Source organism: Pseudomonas sp. Y3 TE3536 (assembly GCF_053629175.1).
The window spans coordinates 1,051,766-1,069,633 of record NZ_JBRJHU010000001.1 but is presented as its reverse complement, the minus strand read 5'-3'; the positions used below and the strand labels follow the sequence as shown (position 1 = coordinate 1,069,633).

14 protein-coding genes are annotated in these 17,868 nt (G+C 64.6%); 1 reads left to right on the top strand and 13 read right to left on the bottom strand.

Translation table 11 applies throughout. The annotated features are described in order from the left end of the window. Positions 1 to 162 precede the first annotated feature (162 nt). Positions 163 to 639, top strand: a complete 477-nt coding sequence (locus tag AB7M33_RS04780) for a ferritin-like domain-containing protein (protein ID WP_027595486.1) — start codon at positions 163 to 165, stop codon at positions 637 to 639. Here AB7M33_RS04780 and AB7M33_RS04775 read toward each other — a convergent pair. The 13 genes from AB7M33_RS04775 to AB7M33_RS04715 all read right to left on the bottom strand — a co-directional run bounded on the left by AB7M33_RS04775 (position 636) and on the right by AB7M33_RS04715 (position 17,834). Further along, entirely contained in the window at positions 636 to 2,132 is a 1,497-nt protein-coding gene (locus AB7M33_RS04775) for a sensor domain-containing diguanylate cyclase (RefSeq protein WP_099428341.1), read from the bottom strand. The two genes, AB7M33_RS04780 and AB7M33_RS04775, sit on opposite strands and share 4 nt — an antisense overlap. A gap of 252 nt (positions 2,133 to 2,384) precedes the next feature. Further along, positions 2,385 to 3,719, bottom strand: coding sequence for an OprD family porin (locus AB7M33_RS04770; protein WP_027595488.1), 1,335 nt, complete (start codon positions 3,717 to 3,719; stop codon positions 2,385 to 2,387). A gap of 204 nt (positions 3,720 to 3,923) precedes the next feature. Next, a complete protein-coding gene (locus AB7M33_RS04765) occupies positions 3,924 to 4,148 on the bottom strand; it encodes a hypothetical protein (protein ID WP_027595489.1) in 225 nt (74 codons plus the stop codon). 130 nt (positions 4,149 to 4,278) lie between these two features. Then, entirely contained in the window at positions 4,279 to 5,691 is a 1,413-nt protein-coding gene (locus AB7M33_RS04760) for a heavy metal sensor histidine kinase (protein ID WP_454242509.1), read from the bottom strand. After that, positions 5,666 to 6,340, bottom strand: a complete 675-nt coding sequence (locus AB7M33_RS04755) for a heavy metal response regulator transcription factor (protein ID WP_027595491.1) — start codon at positions 6,338 to 6,340, stop codon at positions 5,666 to 5,668. The genes AB7M33_RS04760 and AB7M33_RS04755 overlap by 26 nt, the downstream gene beginning before the upstream one ends. Positions 6,341 to 6,349: 9 nt before the next feature. After that, entirely contained in the window at positions 6,350 to 9,442 is a 3,093-nt protein-coding gene (locus AB7M33_RS04750; protein ID WP_454242508.1) for a multidrug efflux RND transporter permease subunit, read from the bottom strand. Then, the gene (locus tag AB7M33_RS04745; RefSeq protein WP_454242507.1) at positions 9,439 to 10,602 is read right to left on the bottom strand and encodes an efflux RND transporter periplasmic adaptor subunit; all 1,164 of its coding nucleotides are present in this window, start codon (positions 10,600 to 10,602) and stop codon (positions 9,439 to 9,441) included. Before AB7M33_RS04745 ends, AB7M33_RS04750 begins: the two co-directional genes overlap by 4 nt. Positions 10,603 to 10,833: 231 nt before the next feature. After that, on the bottom strand, positions 10,834 to 11,568 hold the full coding sequence (locus AB7M33_RS04740; protein ID WP_454242506.1) for a YkgJ family cysteine cluster protein: 735 nt from the start codon (positions 11,566 to 11,568) through the stop codon (positions 10,834 to 10,836). Beyond that, positions 11,565 to 11,876 carry a hypothetical protein gene (locus AB7M33_RS04735; RefSeq protein WP_027595495.1) on the bottom strand — a complete coding sequence of 104 codons (312 nt, stop codon included), beginning with the start codon at positions 11,874 to 11,876 and terminating at the stop codon, positions 11,565 to 11,567. The genes AB7M33_RS04740 and AB7M33_RS04735 overlap by 4 nt, the downstream gene beginning before the upstream one ends. Positions 11,877 to 11,964: 88 nt before the next feature. Then, positions 11,965 to 12,864: a chemotaxis protein gene (locus AB7M33_RS04730; protein ID WP_099428348.1), complete on the bottom strand. Its 900-nt coding sequence runs from the start codon at positions 12,862 to 12,864 to the stop codon at positions 11,965 to 11,967. 193 nt (positions 12,865 to 13,057) lie between these two features. Then, positions 13,058 to 14,242, bottom strand: a complete 1,185-nt coding sequence (locus tag AB7M33_RS04725; RefSeq protein ID WP_027595497.1) for an HlyD family type I secretion periplasmic adaptor subunit — start codon at positions 14,240 to 14,242, stop codon at positions 13,058 to 13,060. Then, entirely contained in the window at positions 14,239 to 16,401 is a 2,163-nt protein-coding gene (locus AB7M33_RS04720) for a type I secretion system permease/ATPase (RefSeq protein WP_099452940.1), read from the bottom strand. Before AB7M33_RS04720 ends, AB7M33_RS04725 begins: the two co-directional genes overlap by 4 nt. Then, complete coding sequence (locus AB7M33_RS04715; protein ID WP_027595499.1) at positions 16,398 to 17,834, bottom strand: TolC family outer membrane protein; 1,437 nt, start codon at positions 17,832 to 17,834, stop codon at positions 16,398 to 16,400. The genes AB7M33_RS04720 and AB7M33_RS04715 overlap by 4 nt, the downstream gene beginning before the upstream one ends. Between the last annotated feature and the right edge of the window lie 34 nt (positions 17,835 to 17,868).

The following is a 17,868-nucleotide window of genomic DNA, read 5'->3' as shown; positions in this document are numbered from 1 at the left end:
AATCTGCACGAAGGCCCAAGCGGCAATCATGCAGAACGCCGCTTCGAGTGCATTCTTCTAATTATTTAACTTATTGATTTATAACGATTTATTTTTATGTCTAAGGTTGGCACGAACGCTGCTCCATTACAGATGACTATCACCTGCCAAGGAGTTCGTGAAATGAGCAACCCCAACAAAGACGTAATTGATGTGCTCAACGACCTGATCGAATACAGCAAGGATGGCGAAAAAGGCTTCAAGTCGTCGGCCGATGACGTCAAGAACCCAGAGCTGAAAGCCTTCTTCGTGCAGCGCGCCGGTGAGTGCGCCAATGCCGCCGGTGAACTGCAAAGCGAAGTGCGCCGTCTGGGTGGCGACCCTGAGACTTCCACCAGCATCAGCGGCGACCTGCACCGTGGTTGGGTCAACCTCAAGGCGATGGTCACCGGCAAGGATGAAGAGGCCGTGCTGAACGAAGTGGAGCGGGGCGAGGACCATGCCCTGAAAGCCTACAAGGAAGCCCGCGAGAAACTGGTCAAACTGGGCCGTACCGCCAGCGATCAGAGCTACACCCTGGTGGAAAAACAACTGCAAGGCGTGCAACGTAACCACGACCAGGTGAAAGCGCTGCGTAACGCCGCCCGCGCCCGCTCCTAGTCGCCAGGCCCTTCTACCCGGTTACGGCCGTTGGCCTTGGCCCGGTAGAGCGCCTCATCCGCAGCCCCCAGCACGCTCGCCAGATCGTGCTGGGGGTTTGCTTCGTACAGGCCGATGCCGATGCTGACCGTGACGGCACGGGTGTCATTGGCAAACGGCGCCAGGGCCGCGACGCTGGCCCGAATGCGTTCGGCCAGCAGGGTGGCACCGGCCAGATCGGTTTCTGGCAATATCACCTGAAATTCCTCCCCGCCATAGCGTGCCGCCAGGTCCGCCGGGCGCCTGATGCACCCCTCGATGCACTTCGCCACCTCCCGTAAGGCATGGTCACCACCCGCGTGGCCGTGGCGCTGGTTGAACGCCTTGAAATGGTCCACATCCACCATCAGCACGGCCAACGGCTTGTGGTTGCGCTGCGCGCGTGCCCACTCCTGGCGCAGCACTTGGTCCAGCCGGCGGCGGTTGGCCAGGCCGGTCAGGCTGTCGGTGGCGGCCAGGGTGGCCAGGCCTTGTTCGGCCTCGTGGCGGCGGCGCAGCTCGCGGCCCAGCAGCAAGGTTAGCCAGAGGATGCCGATGCACAGCACGCCGGTGGCCACGCTGACCAGAATCGCAGTGCGCCGCCACGACTGGAACACCTCGTCGGCCGAGTGCACCACCAACACGATCAGCGGCAGGTCGGCGACCCGGGCGAAGGTGTACATGCGCGAGGTGCCGTGGGTGGCAGAAAGGGCTGTGAAGCTGCCACTGCGCTCGCCAAGGATGCGCTTGAAGTTGGGCCGCTCGGCGTAATTGGTGCCGATCAGCGGGTCTTGCGGGCGCGTAGGCTGGCGGGCCAGCAACTGGCCGTCGGTATTGAACAGGTTGATGCTGCTGTCATCGCCGATGTCCAGGCGCTTGAACAGTTCGCTGAAGTACGAGAGGCGCAGGGCACCCGCTGCCAGGCCGGCGAATTCGCCGTCTGGGCCGGGGATGCGCCGGCTGAAACTGATGCACCAGTCCAGGTCGCCTAGCTTGGCCTTGAACGGCGGGCCGACCAGCATGCCGAGGTTGGCGTTGTGCTGATGGGCCTTGAACACACCGGTGTCGGCGAAGTTGGCCTGGCGCGGTATGGCGCTGGTGGAATCGCCCACCACGTTACCTTGCTTGTCCAGCCAGAGTACGTCACCGCGTTTGCGGTCGACGAAGGCTTCATTGAACAACAGCCGCTGGCGCAACACGCCAGGCACTTCAGGCAGCTCCTTGCGCCCGACTGCCCAGATCAGCCCTTGCAACGACTGATCGTAGAGTTCGGCATTGCGCAGGATATCGCTTTCGATCAGCTGGACGATGTTGTTGGAAGAACGGATGGCCGACAGCTCGACGCTGTCGCGCTCACGGGCCAGCAGGTAGCTGACGATGGCCACGATGGCGAGCACGGCGAGGCAACTGCCCAGGTTGAGGATCAGCTCGGGGTGCGACCTGTAGAGTGCGAAACGCGGTGATCGGGTGAGCATGCTCGCTACTGCTGAGGCAGGGCCATTCGCGGCGGCGACATTCTAGGGAAGAGGGGATTGTCGGACAAGATTTGTCCGACGGAATCGCGTGGTGGTGCAGAGAACAGTGGTCGCAAGCCTGCCTTCAACCCGGTGGGAGCGGGCTTGCCCCGCGAATGGCCTCATGCGGTGCCTGGCACCGGCTGCGCCGGTGTTCGCGGGGCAAGCCCGCTCCCACCGGGTCTGCGCTAAGTCAATGAAACTAGGAGCGGGTCAGAACACGTTCAGCGGATAATCAACGATCACGCGCAGTTCATCGTTGTCACTGCTGCTGTCGATCGATGCATAACCCTGGCTGCCACGGTGAGCGGCATAACGCACCAGCACCGAAAGGTCCTTGAAGTCGCCTTCCTGGAACACGTACTTCACGTCCAGGTCACGCTCCCAGTGCATGGCGTTCTTGCCATCGGCGCGGTAGTAGTCGTAGTGCGTGTTGCCCTGATCAGCCTTGGTCAGGTCTGCCTCGCCACGCGAATACGACAGCGTCGTGCTCAGGCCGGGGACGCCCAGGCCGGCGAAGTCATAGCCGTACTGCAGCTTCCACGAACGCTCGTTGGGGGCGTTGAAGTCCGAGTACATGCGCGAGTTGTCCAGGTACACGCTGTCGCCCAGGTTGATGTAGTCGAACGGTGTATCGCCGTTGACCCGCTGGTAGGCGGCCGTGACGCTGTGGAAGCCGGCGTTGACGGTGAAATGCACGCTGTAGGTGTTGTTGTCGATCTTGCCCAGCAGGGCCTGGCCGGTGTCCTGGGTGTGATAGAAGTGCACGCCCGGGTTGAGGCTGACCAGGTCGTTGACCACGTAGGTGTAGTCAAAATCAGCGTAGTACTGGTTCCAGATGTCCTTCAGCTCGGCGGCGTAAAGGTTGGCGGTGATGTTTTCCGTGCCGCTCCAGGACGCGCCCGCCCAGTTCAGATGCTTGCTCTTGTCATGTTCGTCCAGCGAGCCGTAATAGGTGTCGATGCGGCGGTGGCCGCTCTGGTTGTACGGCTTGGTGAAGCTGACTTGGCCGCCTTCGAGCAGCAGGCCGTCGACACTGGTGTTGGTCAGGCTTACACCGCGGAAGGTCTGCGGCAGCATGCGGGTTTCGCCGCCAGCGATCACTGGGTTGGTGAGGAACAGGTCACCGGCTTTGAGCTCGGTGTCAAAGGCTTTGAGCTTGAGCGCTGCGCCTGCGGTAGAGAACGAATGCGGGGCCGCGCCCAGTTCGCCGTCGTCCTTCACATGCGTCGGCAGAATGCTGGTGCCGGCATGGCCGCCACCGCCGTCGAGCTTGAGGCCCAGCATGGCATGGGCGTCCACGCCAACGCCGATCACGCCCGGGGTATAGCCGGACTCGAAGCGTGCAACCGCGCCCTGGCCCCACTCGCGGGTGTCGCGCACGCCGGCGTTGTGGTTGTCGCGGTTGAAATAGGCATTACGAAAATGCAGGTTGAACGAAGAACCTTCGATGAAGCCATCAGCCTTGTCTTCATCTGCCTGGGCGGCGGTGGGAATCGTTGCAGTCAATGCAATGAACAGCGGGGTAAAACGAAACGCGGAAGGCACCGGTACTAGCTCCTTTGGTCTGACGGTGGGGCAGTTTTTATTTTTGAATGTGCAACTTTTTTATTAGGGACGTTACAGCGGGGCTGATAGTTAAAGCACATAAAAAAAGCCGCTGATTGGCAGCGGCTTTAAAAGGCTAACATATCGGCACCAGCGGTGCCCATGGCGTAGCCAAGGGAAATCGGGAGCAGGTACAGCGGTCGATCAGCTATCGGCATTAACGTCGCTGGACACTTTGGAAGCTGTCTGGTTTGCGTCTTTTACGGCATCGGTCTGCTGTGCGGCTACGGCTTCGCGGGCTTCTTGATGGACCGCGGCGAGCTCGGCATTACGGGCGACGAAAGCGGGGGATTCTTCGGCCATGGCCAGGGGCGACAACAACAGGGAAGACAGGACGAAGACGCTGGCAATACCCATACTGTTGGACATTTGAAACTACCTTCTTGCGATGCAAGTGCTAATGAGGACAGGGCTAAAGTTAGTCCCTCAATGGCCTTGGAAACAGAGCGAAGTACGATAAGCACTGTTGCGCAAAAGGTAACGATCGTGCCGCGAACACTCAGGCTTTTGCTGGAAACCCGCGTCGTTGAGCGCTTGGCAGGCGAATGCCGAAAGTGTTGGCGCCGGCCTCGCTGTACACAAAAACCTCGCCCCCATGCATCAGGGCGATCGCTTTGACGATCGCGAGCCCCAAACCGTGGTTGCCGCCACCACTGTTACTGCGCGCGGCATCCACCCGATAGAAGCGCTCGAACAGCAGCGGCAGGTGCGCGTCATCGATTGCAGGCCCCGGGTTGCTCACGGCGATGGTGACCTGTTCCGCCCCGTTTTCGATTCGCACCTCGATCACTTGGTCGGGCGCGGTGTGCTGCACCGCGTTGTTCAGCAGGTTGATCAGCGCGCGGCGCAGTTGGGCTTTTTCGATGGGCGCCTGAGCATCGCCACTGACCTCCACGCGGACCTGCGCGTCTTCGAGGATGTAGTCCAGGTAGTCCAGCGTGGTCGCCACCTCCTCTGCCAGCGACGCCTGGGTCAGCGCGGTGGCCTTGCTGCCCTGGTCGGCGCTGGCCAGGAACAGCATGTCGTTGATGATGCTGCGCAGGCGCTCGAGTTCTTCAAGGTTGGATTGCAGCACTTCGAAGTAGTGCTCGGCACTGCGACCGCGGGTCAGGGCCACTTGGGTCTGGCCGATCAGGTTGGTCAGCGGCGAGCGCAGTTCGTGGGCCACGTCGGCGTTGAACGCCTCCAGCCGCGAGTAGGCTTGGCTGACCCGGTCGAGCGCGGCGTTGAAGGCCCCGGCGAATTGCGCCAGTTCCGGGGCCAGATCGTGAGTCTGCAGGCGCCCGTCCAAGCGCGGTGGGGCCAGTGCCTGGGCTTCGTTGGACAACGCCAGCAACGGGCGCAGGCCGATGCGGGCCACCCAGTAACCGAGCACCGACGCCAGCAGCACACCGAGCACCGCCAGGCCGACGATGGCTACCAGCAGGCTGTGTTGCGCCTGCCAGAAGGTCTCGGTGTCGATGCCAATCAGAAAACGCAGCGGCGGCCGGTCGGCCAGGGCCGGCAACTCGCTGACCAGGACTTTGTAGGGGTAGGGCTGGTCTGGCAGGCGCAGGTCGCGCATGCCTGGCGGGCCTTCGGCAAACGCGCGGACCCGTTCGCTGGGGTGGCCATAGTCGTATGCCGGATCGCTGCTGACCACCCAGAAGCGGATGCGCTTGTCCTCCTCGCTGAGCAGGTTGAGCTTGTTGCTGACCTTGGCCCAGTGCTCGGCGGTGCCGAAGCGGTTGAGGGTGGACTCCAGCACACTGAACCGCGCATCCAGTTCGGCGGCCGGCAGCAGGTCGAGGCTGTGGTCGACCTGGCGATACAACGCCGACCCGATCAGCAAAAACACCCCCACCGCCACCAGGATGAACAGCGCCGACAGGCGCAGCGCGATGGAGTTAGCCCGCACGGTTTTCCAGGACATAGCCCATGCCTCGGATGGTGTGCAGCAGCTTGTTGTCGAAAGGCCCATCAAGCTTGGCGCGCAGGCGCTTGATCGCCACCTCGACGACATTCGCATCACTGTCGAAGTTGATGTCCCAGACCAGCTCGGCGATGGCGGTCTTGGACAGAATTTCGCCTTGGCGGCGGGCCAGCACACTGAGCAGCGAGAATTCCTTGGCGGTCAGGTCCAGGCGCTGGCCGGCGCGGCTGGCCTTGCGCGCCATCAGGTCGATCCACAGGTCGGCGACCTGGATCTGCAGCGGTTCATGGCTGCTGCTGCGACGGGTCAGAGCCTGCAGGCGAGCGACCAGCTCAAGGAACGAAAAGGGCTTGCCCAGGTAGTCGTCGGCGCCTTCGCGCAGGCCATGGATGCGGTCTTCGACCCGCTCGCGGGCGGTCAGCATGATCACCGGCGTCTGCTTGCGCGCGCGCAAGGCGCGCAGCACACCATAGCCGTCCAGGCCGGGCAGCATCACATCGAGCACGATCACGGCGTAGTCGCCTTCCAGGGCCAGGTGCAGGCCATCGATACCGTCACGCGCCAGGTCCACGGTAAAGCCTTGCTCGCTCAGCCCGCGGTGCAGGTAGTCGGCGGTTTTTTCTTCGTCTTCGATGATCAGCACACGCATAGTCTTGTCTCAACTGGCACTTGGCGCGGCCGCATGAGCGGCCCGGCGGCGGTGGAACAGGCGCTCCAGGGCCAAGTATATGACCGGGGTGGTGAACAGCGTCAGGGCCTGGCTCACCAACAACCCACCTACCACCGCGATGCCCAGTGGCTGGCGCAGCTCGGCGCCGGTGCCAAAGCCGAACATCAGCGGCACTGCGCCGAGCAGGGCGGCGAGGGTGGTCATGATGATCGGCCGGAAGCGCGTCAGGCAGGCCTGGTGGATTGCCTGCTCGGGCGTGAGGCCGTGGTGGCGCTGGGCCTCGAGGGCGAAGTCGATCAGCAGGATGCCGTTTTTCTTGACGATGCCGATCAGCAGCACCACGCCGATCAGCCCCATGATGCTGAAGTCCTGGCCCATGGCCCAGAGCAGCATCAGCGCGCCCAGGCCCGCGGAGGGCAGGGTGGAGATGATCGTCAGTGGGTGGACGAAACTCTCGTAGAGCACCCCCAGAATGATGTACACCGCCACCAGCGCAGCCAGGATCAGCCACGGCTGGCTCGACAGCGAACTCTGGAAGGCCTGCGCCGCACCCTGGAAGTTGCCGCTGATGGAGTCGGGCATGCCCAGTTCGCGCTGGGTGCGCTCAAGGATGCTTACCGCATCGCCCAGGGCCACGCCCGGGGCGAGGTTGAACGACAGGTTGGCGGCTGGGAACAGGCCATCATGGCTGATCGACAACGGCCCGGTGCTCGGCGGCGCGACGTGGGCCACCGCCGACAAGGGCACCATCTCGTTGCTCAGGGGCGAGCGCAGGTAGAAGTAGTTGAGGCTCTCGGCCTTGCCGCGCTGGCGGGCGTCCAGTTCGAGGATGACCTTGTACTGGTTGGTCTCGGTCTGGAACTCGCTGATCTGCCGCTGGCCGAAGGCGTCGTACAGCGCCTGGTCGACGTCTGTGGTGGTCAGGCCGAAGCGTGCGGCGGCCTGGCGGTCGATGTCGATGCGGGTGACGCTGGCCCCCAGTTGCAGGTCGTTGGACAGGTCACGCAACGCCGGGTTTTCGCGCAGGCGGTCGGTCAGGCGCTGGGTCCACAGGTTCAGCGCCACGCCGTCGTTGCTCTTGAGCACGTACTGGTACTGGGTGCGTGATGGGCCGGAGCTGAGGTTGATGTCCTGGCCGGCGCGCATGTACAGCACAATGCCCGGCACCTGGGCGAGCTTGGGCCGCAGCCGGTCGATCAGCTCGCTAGCCGACACATCGCGTTCGCCGCGGGGCTTGAGGGCGATCCAGAAGCGGCCGTTGGCGATGGTCTGGTTGCTGCCGGTGACGCCGACGGAATGCGAGAACGCCCGCACGGCCGGGTCGGCCTCGATGATCTTGGCCAGGGCCTGGTGCTTCTCGATCATGGCCGGGTACGACACGTCCGCTGCCGCTTCGCTGGTGCCGAGGATGAAGCCGGTGTCCTGCAACGGGAAGAAGCCCTTGGGGATGGCCACATAACCCACCACCGCCAGGGCCAGGGTCACGCCGAACACACCGAGGGTCAGGCGCTGGTGGGCCAGGGCGCGGTTCAGGCCTTTTTCGTACCACTTGACCAGGCGTTCACCGAAGCCGCCGTGCTGCGCGCCGGTCGGGCGGCGCATGAACAGCGCACACAAGGTGGGTGCCAGGGTCAGCGAAACCACCACCGAAATCAGGATGGTGGCCGTGGCGGTCAGGGCGAACTCCTTGAACAGGCGCCCGACCACCCCGCCCATGAACAACAGCGGGATGAAGGCAGCGATCAGCGAGAAACTGATCGAGACCACGGTAAAGCCGATTTCGCCTGCGCCCTTTAGGGCGGCCGTGCGGCTGTCGTCACCCGCCTCCAGGTGGCGATGGATGTTTTCCACCACGACGATGGCATCGTCGACCACGAACCCCACCGAAATGACGATGGCCACCAGGGTCAGGTTGTTCAGGCTGAAGCCGAGTACGTACATCAAGGCGCAACTGGCAATCAGCGACACGCCGAGCACGCTGGACACCACCAGGGTCGCCGACCACTGGCGCAGGAACAGGGCCATCACCCCGATCACCAGGGCCACGGCGATCATCAAGGTCAGCTCCACCTCGTGCAGCGAGGCGCGGATGGTTTGGGTACGGTCCTGCAACACCGACACCTCGATCGACGCCGGGAGCATTTCCTTCAGCTTGGGCAGCGCGGCCAGCACCCGGTCGACGGTGTCGACGATGTTCGCGCCGGGCTGGCGGAAGATCACCAGGTTCAACCCCGGCTGGTCACCGGACCAAGCCTTGACGTAGGCGTTCTCGGCGCCGTTGATGACCTTGGCCACGTCCTGCAGGTGCACCGGCGCACCGTCGCGGTACGAGACGATCAATTGGGCATAGTCTTCGGGGTGGAACAGCTGGTCGTTGGCGGCGATGGTCGACACGCTGTGCTCGCCGTACAGCGCGCCTTTGGCCAGGTTGAGGCTGGTTTGCTGGATGGCCTGGCGCAGGTCGGCGAGGGTCAGGCCGATGGCGGCCAGCTTCTCCGGTTGCGCTTGCACGCGGATGGCCGGGCGCAGTTGCCCGGTAATGTTGATCAGGCCGACCCCATCGATCTGGCTCAGTTGCCGGGCCAGCAGGGTTTCGGCGTAGTCGCTCAGGTCATTGCCGGGCATCTGGTTCGAGCTGACGGTCATCACCAGCACCGGGCTGTCGGCTGGGTTGACCTTGCGCCAGGTCGGCGGGTTGGGCAGGTCTTGTGGCAGCCGTGCGGTGGCAGTGTTGATGGCGGCCTGCACTTCCTGGGCTGCGGTGTCGATGTTCTTGTCGAGGGTGAACTGCAGGATCAGCGTGGTCGACCCCAGCGCGCTGCTGCTGGTCATCTGGGTCATGCCGGGGATGGCGCTGAACTGCACTTCAAGCGGCGTGGCGACCGACGAGGCCATGGTTTCCGGGCTGGCCCCAGGCAGTTGAGCGGTGACCTGGATGGTCGGGAAGTCGGCCTCTGGCAGCGGAGCCACCGGCAGCCGAGGGAAGGCGATGGCGCCCAGCAGGACCAGGGCGAAAGTCAGCAGCAGGGTGGCGATCGGGTGGTCGATGCACCAGGCCGAAACCCCGTTGCGGGTATTCATGGCTGGCTCCGGCGGTCGGCCATTTCCGAAGGCACAGGGGCATCGGTGGTGACCTCGACCCGCGAGCCCGGCTTGAGCCGCGACTGGCCGTCGAGCACCAGCTGATCACCCGCCTTGACCCCGGCGATGATGTTCAGCCCGCTGTCCTGGTACAGCACCTTGACCGGCACGCTGGTGACCTTGTCCCCGTCCAGGCGGTAGACGAAATGGCCGTCGATCCCGCGCTGCACGACCGGCGGCGGCACGACCAGGGCATTCTCCTGCATGGCCGTGCGCAAGCGAATGGTGACCAGTTGGCCGGGCCACAGGCGCCCGTCCTTGTTGTCGAACTCGGCTTTGACCCGCACCGTGCCGGTGGTCGCCGAGATCTGGTTGTCGATCAGCGCCAGGTGGCCTTCACCCAGCAGGCTGCGTTCGCCGTCGGCGTCCATGTAGGCCTGCACCAGCGCCGGGGCGGGCGCCTTGAGCAAGCTCTGCAGGGTAGGCAGCATGTGTTGAGGCAGGGCGAACTCGACGGCAATCGGGTCGATTTGGGTCACGCTGAACAGGCCCTGGGTGTCGCTGCTGCGCACCAGGTTGCCGGGGTCGACGTTGCGGATGCCGACCCGGCCGGTCACCGGTGAGCGGATTTGGGTATAGGACAGTTGCACCTCGGCATTGGCGATGGCCGCCTGGTTGCCCTTGACCGTAGCCTGCAGCTGGTTGACCAGCGCTTGTTGCTGGTCGAGGGTCTGTTTTGACACCCCGTCATCGGTGCTCAGCAGGCGGTAGCGCTTGAGGTCGACACCGGCTACCTGGATCTGCGCCTGGCTCTGGCCAAGCTGCGCACGGGCCTGGTCGAGGCTGGCGCGGATGGCACGGTCGTCGAGGGTTGCGAGCAGGTCACCTTCCTTTACCCACTGGCCTTCCTTGACCAGTACCTGGGTCAGCACCCCTTCTACCTGTGCGCGGATCTCGACGCTGTGCAGCGACAGCACCGAGCCGATCGCACTGGCATAGCGCGGCACATCCTGCTGGCTGACGCTGACCACGCGCACCGGCACAGCCGCCTGCGCGCGGGGGGCGGGGGCCTCCTGACGCTGGCCGAACCAGACGCCCAGCACGACCAGGACAAGCAACGCCAAGGCGGCGAGGATGACAGAACGGGAAGGACGTCGCATCGGAGCGGGCACCTTGGCCAGAAGGGTGGGGACGGTTGTCTGTATTCAAGCTTATAGCCCCCGGACCGGGTCGGCAGCATGACGCCTGGCTGACAGCGCTGACAGTTTCAGTGTTTGACAGTACCGGCCCCTTCGCGGGTAAACCCGCTCCCACAGGTATTGCGCCAATCTTGCGGCTGGTGCAACTCCTGTGGGAGCGGGTTTACCCGCGAAGGGGCCGGTATGGGCTACCTAAAAACCAATAAAGGCGTAATAAACCGGTGCTTCGCAAGTGGTCTGCAAGCCATGGCCCTGCAAACGGGCTGTCAGCTCGTCATCCTGCACATGCAGCGTCCACCGCGCACCGTTGTCCGCCGGCACCTGCGCCAGCGCTGCGGCAAACGCGCCCATCTCCGGCAGATAAGCGGTAAACCCGTTACCTTTCAGCGCACTCGTGGTCATGCCCAACGCCTGGCACACGGCAACCTTCGCCGCGATGTCATCTCGGTCTGCCTGGCGCGATGCCTGCACCAGCGCCGCCAGCCGCGGGTCGGCCAGTTGCGTACCGTGAATCAGCTCAGGGCCCTGTTGCCAAGCTTCGGGCGGGCAGTCCTTGTTCTCGGGCCGCAGTGGGATATGCGGGTTGATCTCGACCGGGTAGATGCGGCAGACCAGCGGGCGCTGGTCATAGATGGTGCACAGGTCGTTATCGTCGAGGTTGCGACAGCGCCCGGGGTTGAACGCCGCGAACGTTACCGAAACGCGGGCCTCAGTGTCGCCGCAGGCCACCGGGTGGGAGCGGCGCAGCACATGCTCGCGCTGCTCGACCGGCATGCCCGGGCCGTCGACCACGAACGCCTCGATCAGCACCACCACCTGGCCAGCAGAGGCCGCCCACTGGCGGGCTTCGTCGAGGGTCAAGGGCACATGGTGGCCAGTGCAGCACTTGCCGCAGCCGGTGCAGGCGAATTGCACGCTGTCGGTCACTTGGCTTCCGGGCTCCATTCGCTGACGAATGCGCGCTGGTGCTGGCGGTCGTACAGGCACAGTTCGGTGCCGGTGCGCTGCTGCATGTGTTTTTGCGGGTAGACGCCTTCGATCAGCAGGGCGCTCATGCCGACCTGGTCGTCGAATTCAGCGGGCTTGCCACGCGCGTGAGCGTCCTTGAACTGGCTGGCGGCAAGGCACGCCTTGAGCATCTGCTGGCGCTGCTCGTTCCAGGCCTGGCTGCTGGAGGCCTGGGCGACACCGCTGAAGAGCGCGCAGGCGACAAGGAGGGAGCTGAAAAACTTCATACGCGATTCCGGCAAAAATCTTCCGAGGGGAGCGAATTATGCCCGACTCACCCCCGACGGCAAGCCGGGGAGTTTGTCGCTTGATGTATCAATGCTCGGCAAACACCACCGTCCGCGCCGCCACCACCAGGCAATCGGTCAGCTCGGGCGAGGAAAACTTGGTGAGGATGGCATTGGCCCCCGCGAGCCTGGCTTTTTCGCTGCTCATGGCACTGTCGAGCGAGGTGTGCAGCAACACATACAGGTGCTGGAAGTCCGGCGTCTCGCGCAGCGTGCGGGTGAAGGCATAGCCGTCCATCTCGGACATCTCGATGTCGGAGACGATGATGTTGATCGCCTGCTCGGTGCCCTGCAAGTCCAGCAACACGTTGATCGCATCCTTGGCGCTGCGCGCGGTGTGGCATTCGATGCCGAGGTTGCGCAGGGTGTGCACCGACTGCTGCAAGGCCACCTGGCTGTCGTCTACCACCAGGATGTTGGCGGCGGCCAGCAGGCTTGCGTCTTCTTCGCTCAGTGCCCCGTGCTGTGGCTCGGCGGCGGGCGGGGCGATGGCGTGAATGACCTTCTCGATGTCCAGTACCTGCACCAGCGCGTTGTCGACCCGGGTCACGCCGGTGATGAACGAGCGGTTGCCCGAGCCGAAGGGCGGCGGTTTGATGTCGGTGCTCAGGCAGTGGACGATGCGGCTCACGGCCTGCACATGCAGGCCTTGGCGTGAGCGGCTGATTTCGGTGACGATCAGGCAGCCACCTTCAGGGTCCGCCAGCGGGCGCTCACCGATGGCACGGGACAGGTCGATGACCGACAGCGAATTGCCGCGCAAGGTGGCCACGCCTTTCACGTGGGGGTGCGATTCGGGCAGCTTGGTCAGTGAAGGGCAGGGGATGATCTCGCTGACCTTGAGCAGGTTGATTGCCATCAGCTTGCCGCTGCGCAGGGTGAACAGCAGCAGGGACAGCGAATCCGCGCGGGCTTTTTGCGTGGCCATGGTGACCTTCGTGGGAATAGAGGATAGAAGGATATCGGCCCGCCGAGCCGGCTCTTTAGCCTGTCAGCCGAATCCGTGTAGGAGCAGCCTTGTGCTGCGAAGAGGCCGGTGTATACCCAGCAGTTATGCGTTGCTGTCACCGGCCTCTTCGCAGCACAAGGCTGCTCCTACAGGGCATCGGATAACCGGGTCATCAGCGTTCGCGCAGGGCTTCCCTGGCCCGGTTCAACGGCTTGATCAGGTAATCCAGAATGGTCTTTTCACCCGTGCGGATATCCACCGTGGCGATCATCCCGGGCACGATCGCAAAGTGTTTGCCGGCCTTGTTCTGCAGGCTGTCCTGCTCGGTGCGGATGAACACCCGGTAGTAGTAGATCTCCGGCTTCACCTCGTCCTGCAGGGTGTCCGGCGAGATGCCGACCACCTTGCCCTCCAGCCCGCCATACACCGAGTAGTCATAGGCACTGATCTTCACCTTGGCGGCCTGGTCGGGGTGGATGAAGGCGATGTCTCGGGGCGCAATGCGGGTTTCGATCAGCAGGCGTTCATCCATCGGCACGATCTTCATCACTTGCCCACCGGGCTGGACCACACCTCCCAAGGTATTGACCTCGATGTCCTTGACGATACCGCGCACCGGCGAGCGCAGGGTCAGGCGGGTCAGCGAGTCGCTGCGCCCGCGGATCACTTCGGACAGGCTGTCGGCCTCGGCGCTGGCCTTGGCCAGCTCTTCGCGGGCCCGTACCAGGTAATCGGAGCGCGCTTCGTTGGCCTTGAGCTCGAGTTCCGAGCGCTGTCGGTTCAGGCGGATCACCTCGACGCGGCTTGAAGCGCCCATCTTCGCCAGGTTCTCGGTGATCTTCAGTTCGCTGCGCACCAGCTGCAGCGAATCGTCGATACCGGCCAGGGTCTGCTCCAGGCCGCGGCGGCGGGTCTGGTACAGCGCGGTTTCGGCGTCGACCAGGTCGGGGGAGTCGCGCAGGCTGTCGGGGAACACCAGCGGCTTGCCGGTGACCTCTGCACGCAAGCGGGCCTGGCTGGCCTTGGCCGCGCGGTACTTGGCTTCACTCTCGCCCACACTGGAGGCGGTCTTGGTTGGGTCGAGCTGGGCCAGCACCTGCCCGCGGTCGACCAGGTCACCTTCGGCGACGCTCATCTGGGCGACGATGCCACCCTCGAACGACTGGATCACCTGCTCGCGCGAACTGGGGATCACCTTGCCGGTGCCGGTGGAAACTTCAGTGACTTCGAACCAGGCCGCCCAGGCCAGAAACGCTGCCAGCATCAGCGCGCAGATGGTGATGATTCGGCCGGCGCGGAATACCGCCTGGTCGTCCTGCCCGTCCAGGTAGGACGCCGGGAGTTCATGGTTGCTCATGCCTGGGCTCCTTGCAGTTTGGCCAACGCGGCATCGCGGTTGTCGTCGATGACGATGCGGCCGCCATCCAGCACGATAATCCGGTCGACACGCTGCAGCACGCTCAGGCGGTGGGTGGCGATTACCAGGGTGCGGCCCTGGCAGAAGCGGTCGAGGTTATCCAGCAACTTGCGTTCGGTCATGTCGTCGAGGGACGCGGTCGGCTCGTCCAGCAACAGCACCTGCGGCTGGCGCACCAGCAGGCGCGACAGCACCAAGGCCTGGCGTTGGCCGCCGGACAACCCGACACCGCCTTCCAGAATCAGGTGGTCCATACCTTTGGGTAGCCTGCGGACGAACTCCAGGGCGCCGGTGGCGGCCAGCGCCGCGACCAACTCCTGGTCACTGGCCTGGCCGGCACCCAGGGTGAGGTTTTCCCGCAGGGTGCCGTGAAACAGCCGTGAGTATTGCGGCAGCAAGCCGACATCGCGGCGCAGGTCGGCGGGGTCGAGATGGGCCAGGGCAATGCCGTCCAGGTTGATTTCGCCCTGGACCAGGTCCATGGCGCCGCCCAGGGCCTGCAGCAAGGTAGATTTGCCGGCACCGTTGCGGCCGAGCACGGCGATGCGTTCACCCGGCTGGATGTCCAGCTGGCCGATGGTGAGGACGGGAGGCGCCTCCGCGCTGTAGCGGAAGTTGGCCTGGCGTAGCTGGTACTCGCCGCGGATGGCTGGCAGGTGCACGCGGGCTTCGTTTTCAGGGTGGTCGACCGGTGACTGCATCAACTTGTCCAAGCCCTGCAGGGCCACCTTGGCCTGTTGCCAGCGGGTCAGCACATGGGTCAGCTGTGCCAGCGGCGCCATCATGCGCGACGACAGCATCGACGCCGCCACCAGGCTACCGGTGGTGAGGTCGCCGGCGATCACCATCGGTGCGCCGATGACGATGACCACGGCGAACACCGCGCCCTGCACGTTCTGCGTCCAGGTCACCAAGCCATTGGTCAAGGTACGCAGGCGCAGGTTGGTGTGGGCGCAGGCGGCGTTGTACTGGTTCCATTGCCGCTCGAAACGGGCTTCGGCTTGCAGCGCCTTGATCTCGTCCAGGCCCTGGATGCTTTCCACCAGCATGGCGTTACGCAGCGCCGACTCACGCATCGAGGCATTGGCCAGGCGTGCCAGGCGCCGTTGCGCCAGCAGCCCGGGCAGCACCATGGCCAGCAACGCCACCAACGGGATGAACACCAGCACGCCGCCGATCAGCCAGAACACGAACAGGAACAACAGGAAGAACGGCAGGTCGGCCAGGGCGGTGGCGGTGCTCGAGGTGATCAGGTCACGGATCGACTCCAGCTCGCGCAACTGCGAGATGAACGAGCCGGTGGATTTGGGCCGTACCGAGTTGCGCAAGCGCAGCGCATGGCCATAGACCAGGTCAGAGACGCGCAAGTCGGCGCGTTTGCCCAGCAGGTCGGTGACCTTCAGGCGCAGCAGGCGCATGCTGAAGTCGAACACCAGCGCCAGCACCACGCCACCAAACAGCACGTACAGCGTCGGCAGGGATTCGGCGGGGATCACCCGGTCGTAGACCTGCATGGAAAACAGCACACCGGCCAGGGCCAACACGTTGGCCACCAGCGAGGCGACCATCACCTGCCCATAGGGCCGCAGGTCGCGCAGGACGATACGCGCGAACCAGTGGCGGTCGTAGGGTGCGGTGTAGTCGTCGGTGCGCACATCACGCAACGGCCGCGCCGGGCGCAGCAGGGCGACCCGGGTGATGCGCCCCTTGAGCGTGTCGCGGGGCAGGCGCGAAGTCAGGCCTTGGTCGCCTGCGAAGACCACCGCCAGGTCGTCTTCTTCGGTCACCGATTCGACCACTGCCAACTGGCCATCGTCGAGTTCCAGCACCAGCGGCGTGCGCCACTGCCGCAGGCCTTTGGCATCGAAGCGCACGAAGCGCAGCGCCAGGCCGGCCTGGCGTGCCATGTGGCGGAGAATCTCATCCAGCGGGCGGGCATCTTCGACGGCCGCCAGGCGAATGCGCTGGGGCGAGACGTCCAGGCGATAGTGGTGCGCGACCTGGAGCATGACCTCAAGCCAAGGCCCCAGGTCGGGGCGAGCGTTGGCCGTTTGCTCCGGGGCCTGGCTCGGCAGGGTCACATTGACGGTTTCGTTCATGGCTGGATCTCCACACCTTGCAGGTTACGCCCCTCTAGGCCAAAGGCCGTGCGCAGGGCGCCGGTGTTGTAAAGGCAGTCGACATCCAGGCGCAGCAAGTCGGAGCGGGTGCCGGCGAGTTCGAAACGAGACTGGTAGATTTCCTGCTCGGCGTTGAGCAGGTCGAGCAGGGGCCGGGTGCCCAGGTCCAGGTATTGCCGGCCATAAAGCATGCGCGCCTCCTGAATACTGACCTGGCGGGCTTCGAGCGAACTCAGCCGACGGCCCAGCCCCGAGGTCTGCGCCATGGCCTCGGCCAGGCCACGGCGTGCCTGCAGGCGTGCGGCATCTTCGGCCGAGTCGGCGGCTGTCAGCGAATGGCCCGCAGCGCGGGTGCGGGCGCTGATGGCGCCGCCTTGGTAGATGGGCACCTCGACGTTCAGGTAGATGCCCGCCTGGGTGCGGTCCATGCGTGAGTTGTCGCGGTTGTAGTCGTTGTCCAGGTAGTGGTTGACCTGCGGCTGCAGCGACACGGTCGGGTAGGCCTCGGCTTTGGCCTGGGCCAGTTCGGCCTGGCCTTGGGCGCGCTGGGCCAAGGCCATCAACACGGCGGGCAGGCGGTCATCACCTTGCCCTGGGCGCTTGCAGGCCTGGTTCAGCTCGGGGGGCGACTCTTCGGCGAGCATGGGCGGGGTGACCCGGCCGAGCAATGACGCCAGGGTCGAGCGCCAGCGTTCGTACTGAGACTGGTATTCCTCCAGGGTGGCGCGGGCGCTCTCTACCCGGGATTCGGCCTGCACCACGTCGGAGCGGGTGCTGGCGCCCATGTCGCTGCGCTGGCGGGCCATGCCGGCGATGTCGCCGACCCCGCGGATCTGGTCGCGGGCAATCGTGATCAGTTGCTCGTAGCGGCGGGTCTCGACCCAGGCATAGGCGGTGTCGCGGGCCAGTTCGTCGACCACCAGAAGGATATTGGCCTGGGCGCGGGCGGCGGCGGCCTGGGCAGCGCTGACGGCGCTGTCGACCTTGCCGAAGTCGTAGAGCATCTGCTTGAGCGACAGGTTGAGCGCCTGGCTGTTGCGGTCGCCGCCGTAGCCAGTGTCATAGCCCGTGCGGATACCGCCGGAAATCTGCGGGTAGTAACCGGCGCGGGCAACGTTGATGCCTTCGCCTTGCTTGTAGAGGTTGCCGATGGCCTCGGCGATGCTGGGGTGCCATTGCGCGGCTTGCAGCACCGCTTCGGTCAGCCCGAGGCGGTCGCCATTGCTGACGGGGGCCATGCCGATAGGTGGGCGGGCGGGCACCGCGTCGGGCGCATCACGTAGCAGTGAAGGCCCGATCTGGCGCAGTTGTGGGTCGATGTCGTCGGCTGCCTGGGCAGCCGTGTTGAAGTTCAGGGCCAGGAGCCCGAAGGCCCCCAGCAACAGCGGTGACAGCGGACTGCTTCGCTTCACATAGTTCCCTTACTGCTGTTCGTCCTTGCCGCCG

Coding starts and splice junctions, on each gene's coding strand:
- AB7M33_RS04745 (WP_454242507.1), bottom strand. CDS start 10,602: ATGCGACGTCCTTCCCGTTCTGTCATCCTCGCCGCCTTGGCGTTGCTT.
- AB7M33_RS04750 (WP_454242508.1), bottom strand. CDS start 9,442: ATGAATACCCGCAACGGGGTTTCGGCCTGGTGCATCGACCACCCGATC.
- AB7M33_RS04760 (WP_454242509.1), bottom strand. CDS start 5,691: ATGTCCTGGAAAACCGTGCGGGCTAACTCCATCGCGCTGCGCCTGTCG.
- AB7M33_RS04755 (WP_027595491.1), bottom strand. CDS start 6,340: ATGCGTGTGCTGATCATCGAAGACGAAGAAAAAACCGCCGACTACCTG.
- AB7M33_RS04730 (WP_099428348.1), bottom strand. CDS start 12,864: ATGGCCACGCAAAAAGCCCGCGCGGATTCGCTGTCCCTGCTGCTGTTC.
- AB7M33_RS04720 (WP_099452940.1), bottom strand. CDS start 16,401: ATGAACGAAACCGTCAATGTGACCCTGCCGAGCCAGGCCCCGGAGCAA.
- AB7M33_RS04780 (WP_027595486.1), top strand. CDS start 163: ATGAGCAACCCCAACAAAGACGTAATTGATGTGCTCAACGACCTGATC.
- AB7M33_RS04735 (WP_027595495.1), bottom strand. CDS start 11,876: ATGAAGTTTTTCAGCTCCCTCCTTGTCGCCTGCGCGCTCTTCAGCGGT.
- AB7M33_RS04725 (WP_027595497.1), bottom strand. CDS start 14,242: ATGAGCAACCATGAACTCCCGGCGTCCTACCTGGACGGGCAGGACGAC.
- AB7M33_RS04775 (WP_099428341.1), bottom strand. CDS start 2,132: ATGCTCACCCGATCACCGCGTTTCGCACTCTACAGGTCGCACCCCGAG.
- AB7M33_RS04765 (WP_027595489.1), bottom strand. CDS start 4,148: ATGTCCAACAGTATGGGTATTGCCAGCGTCTTCGTCCTGTCTTCCCTG.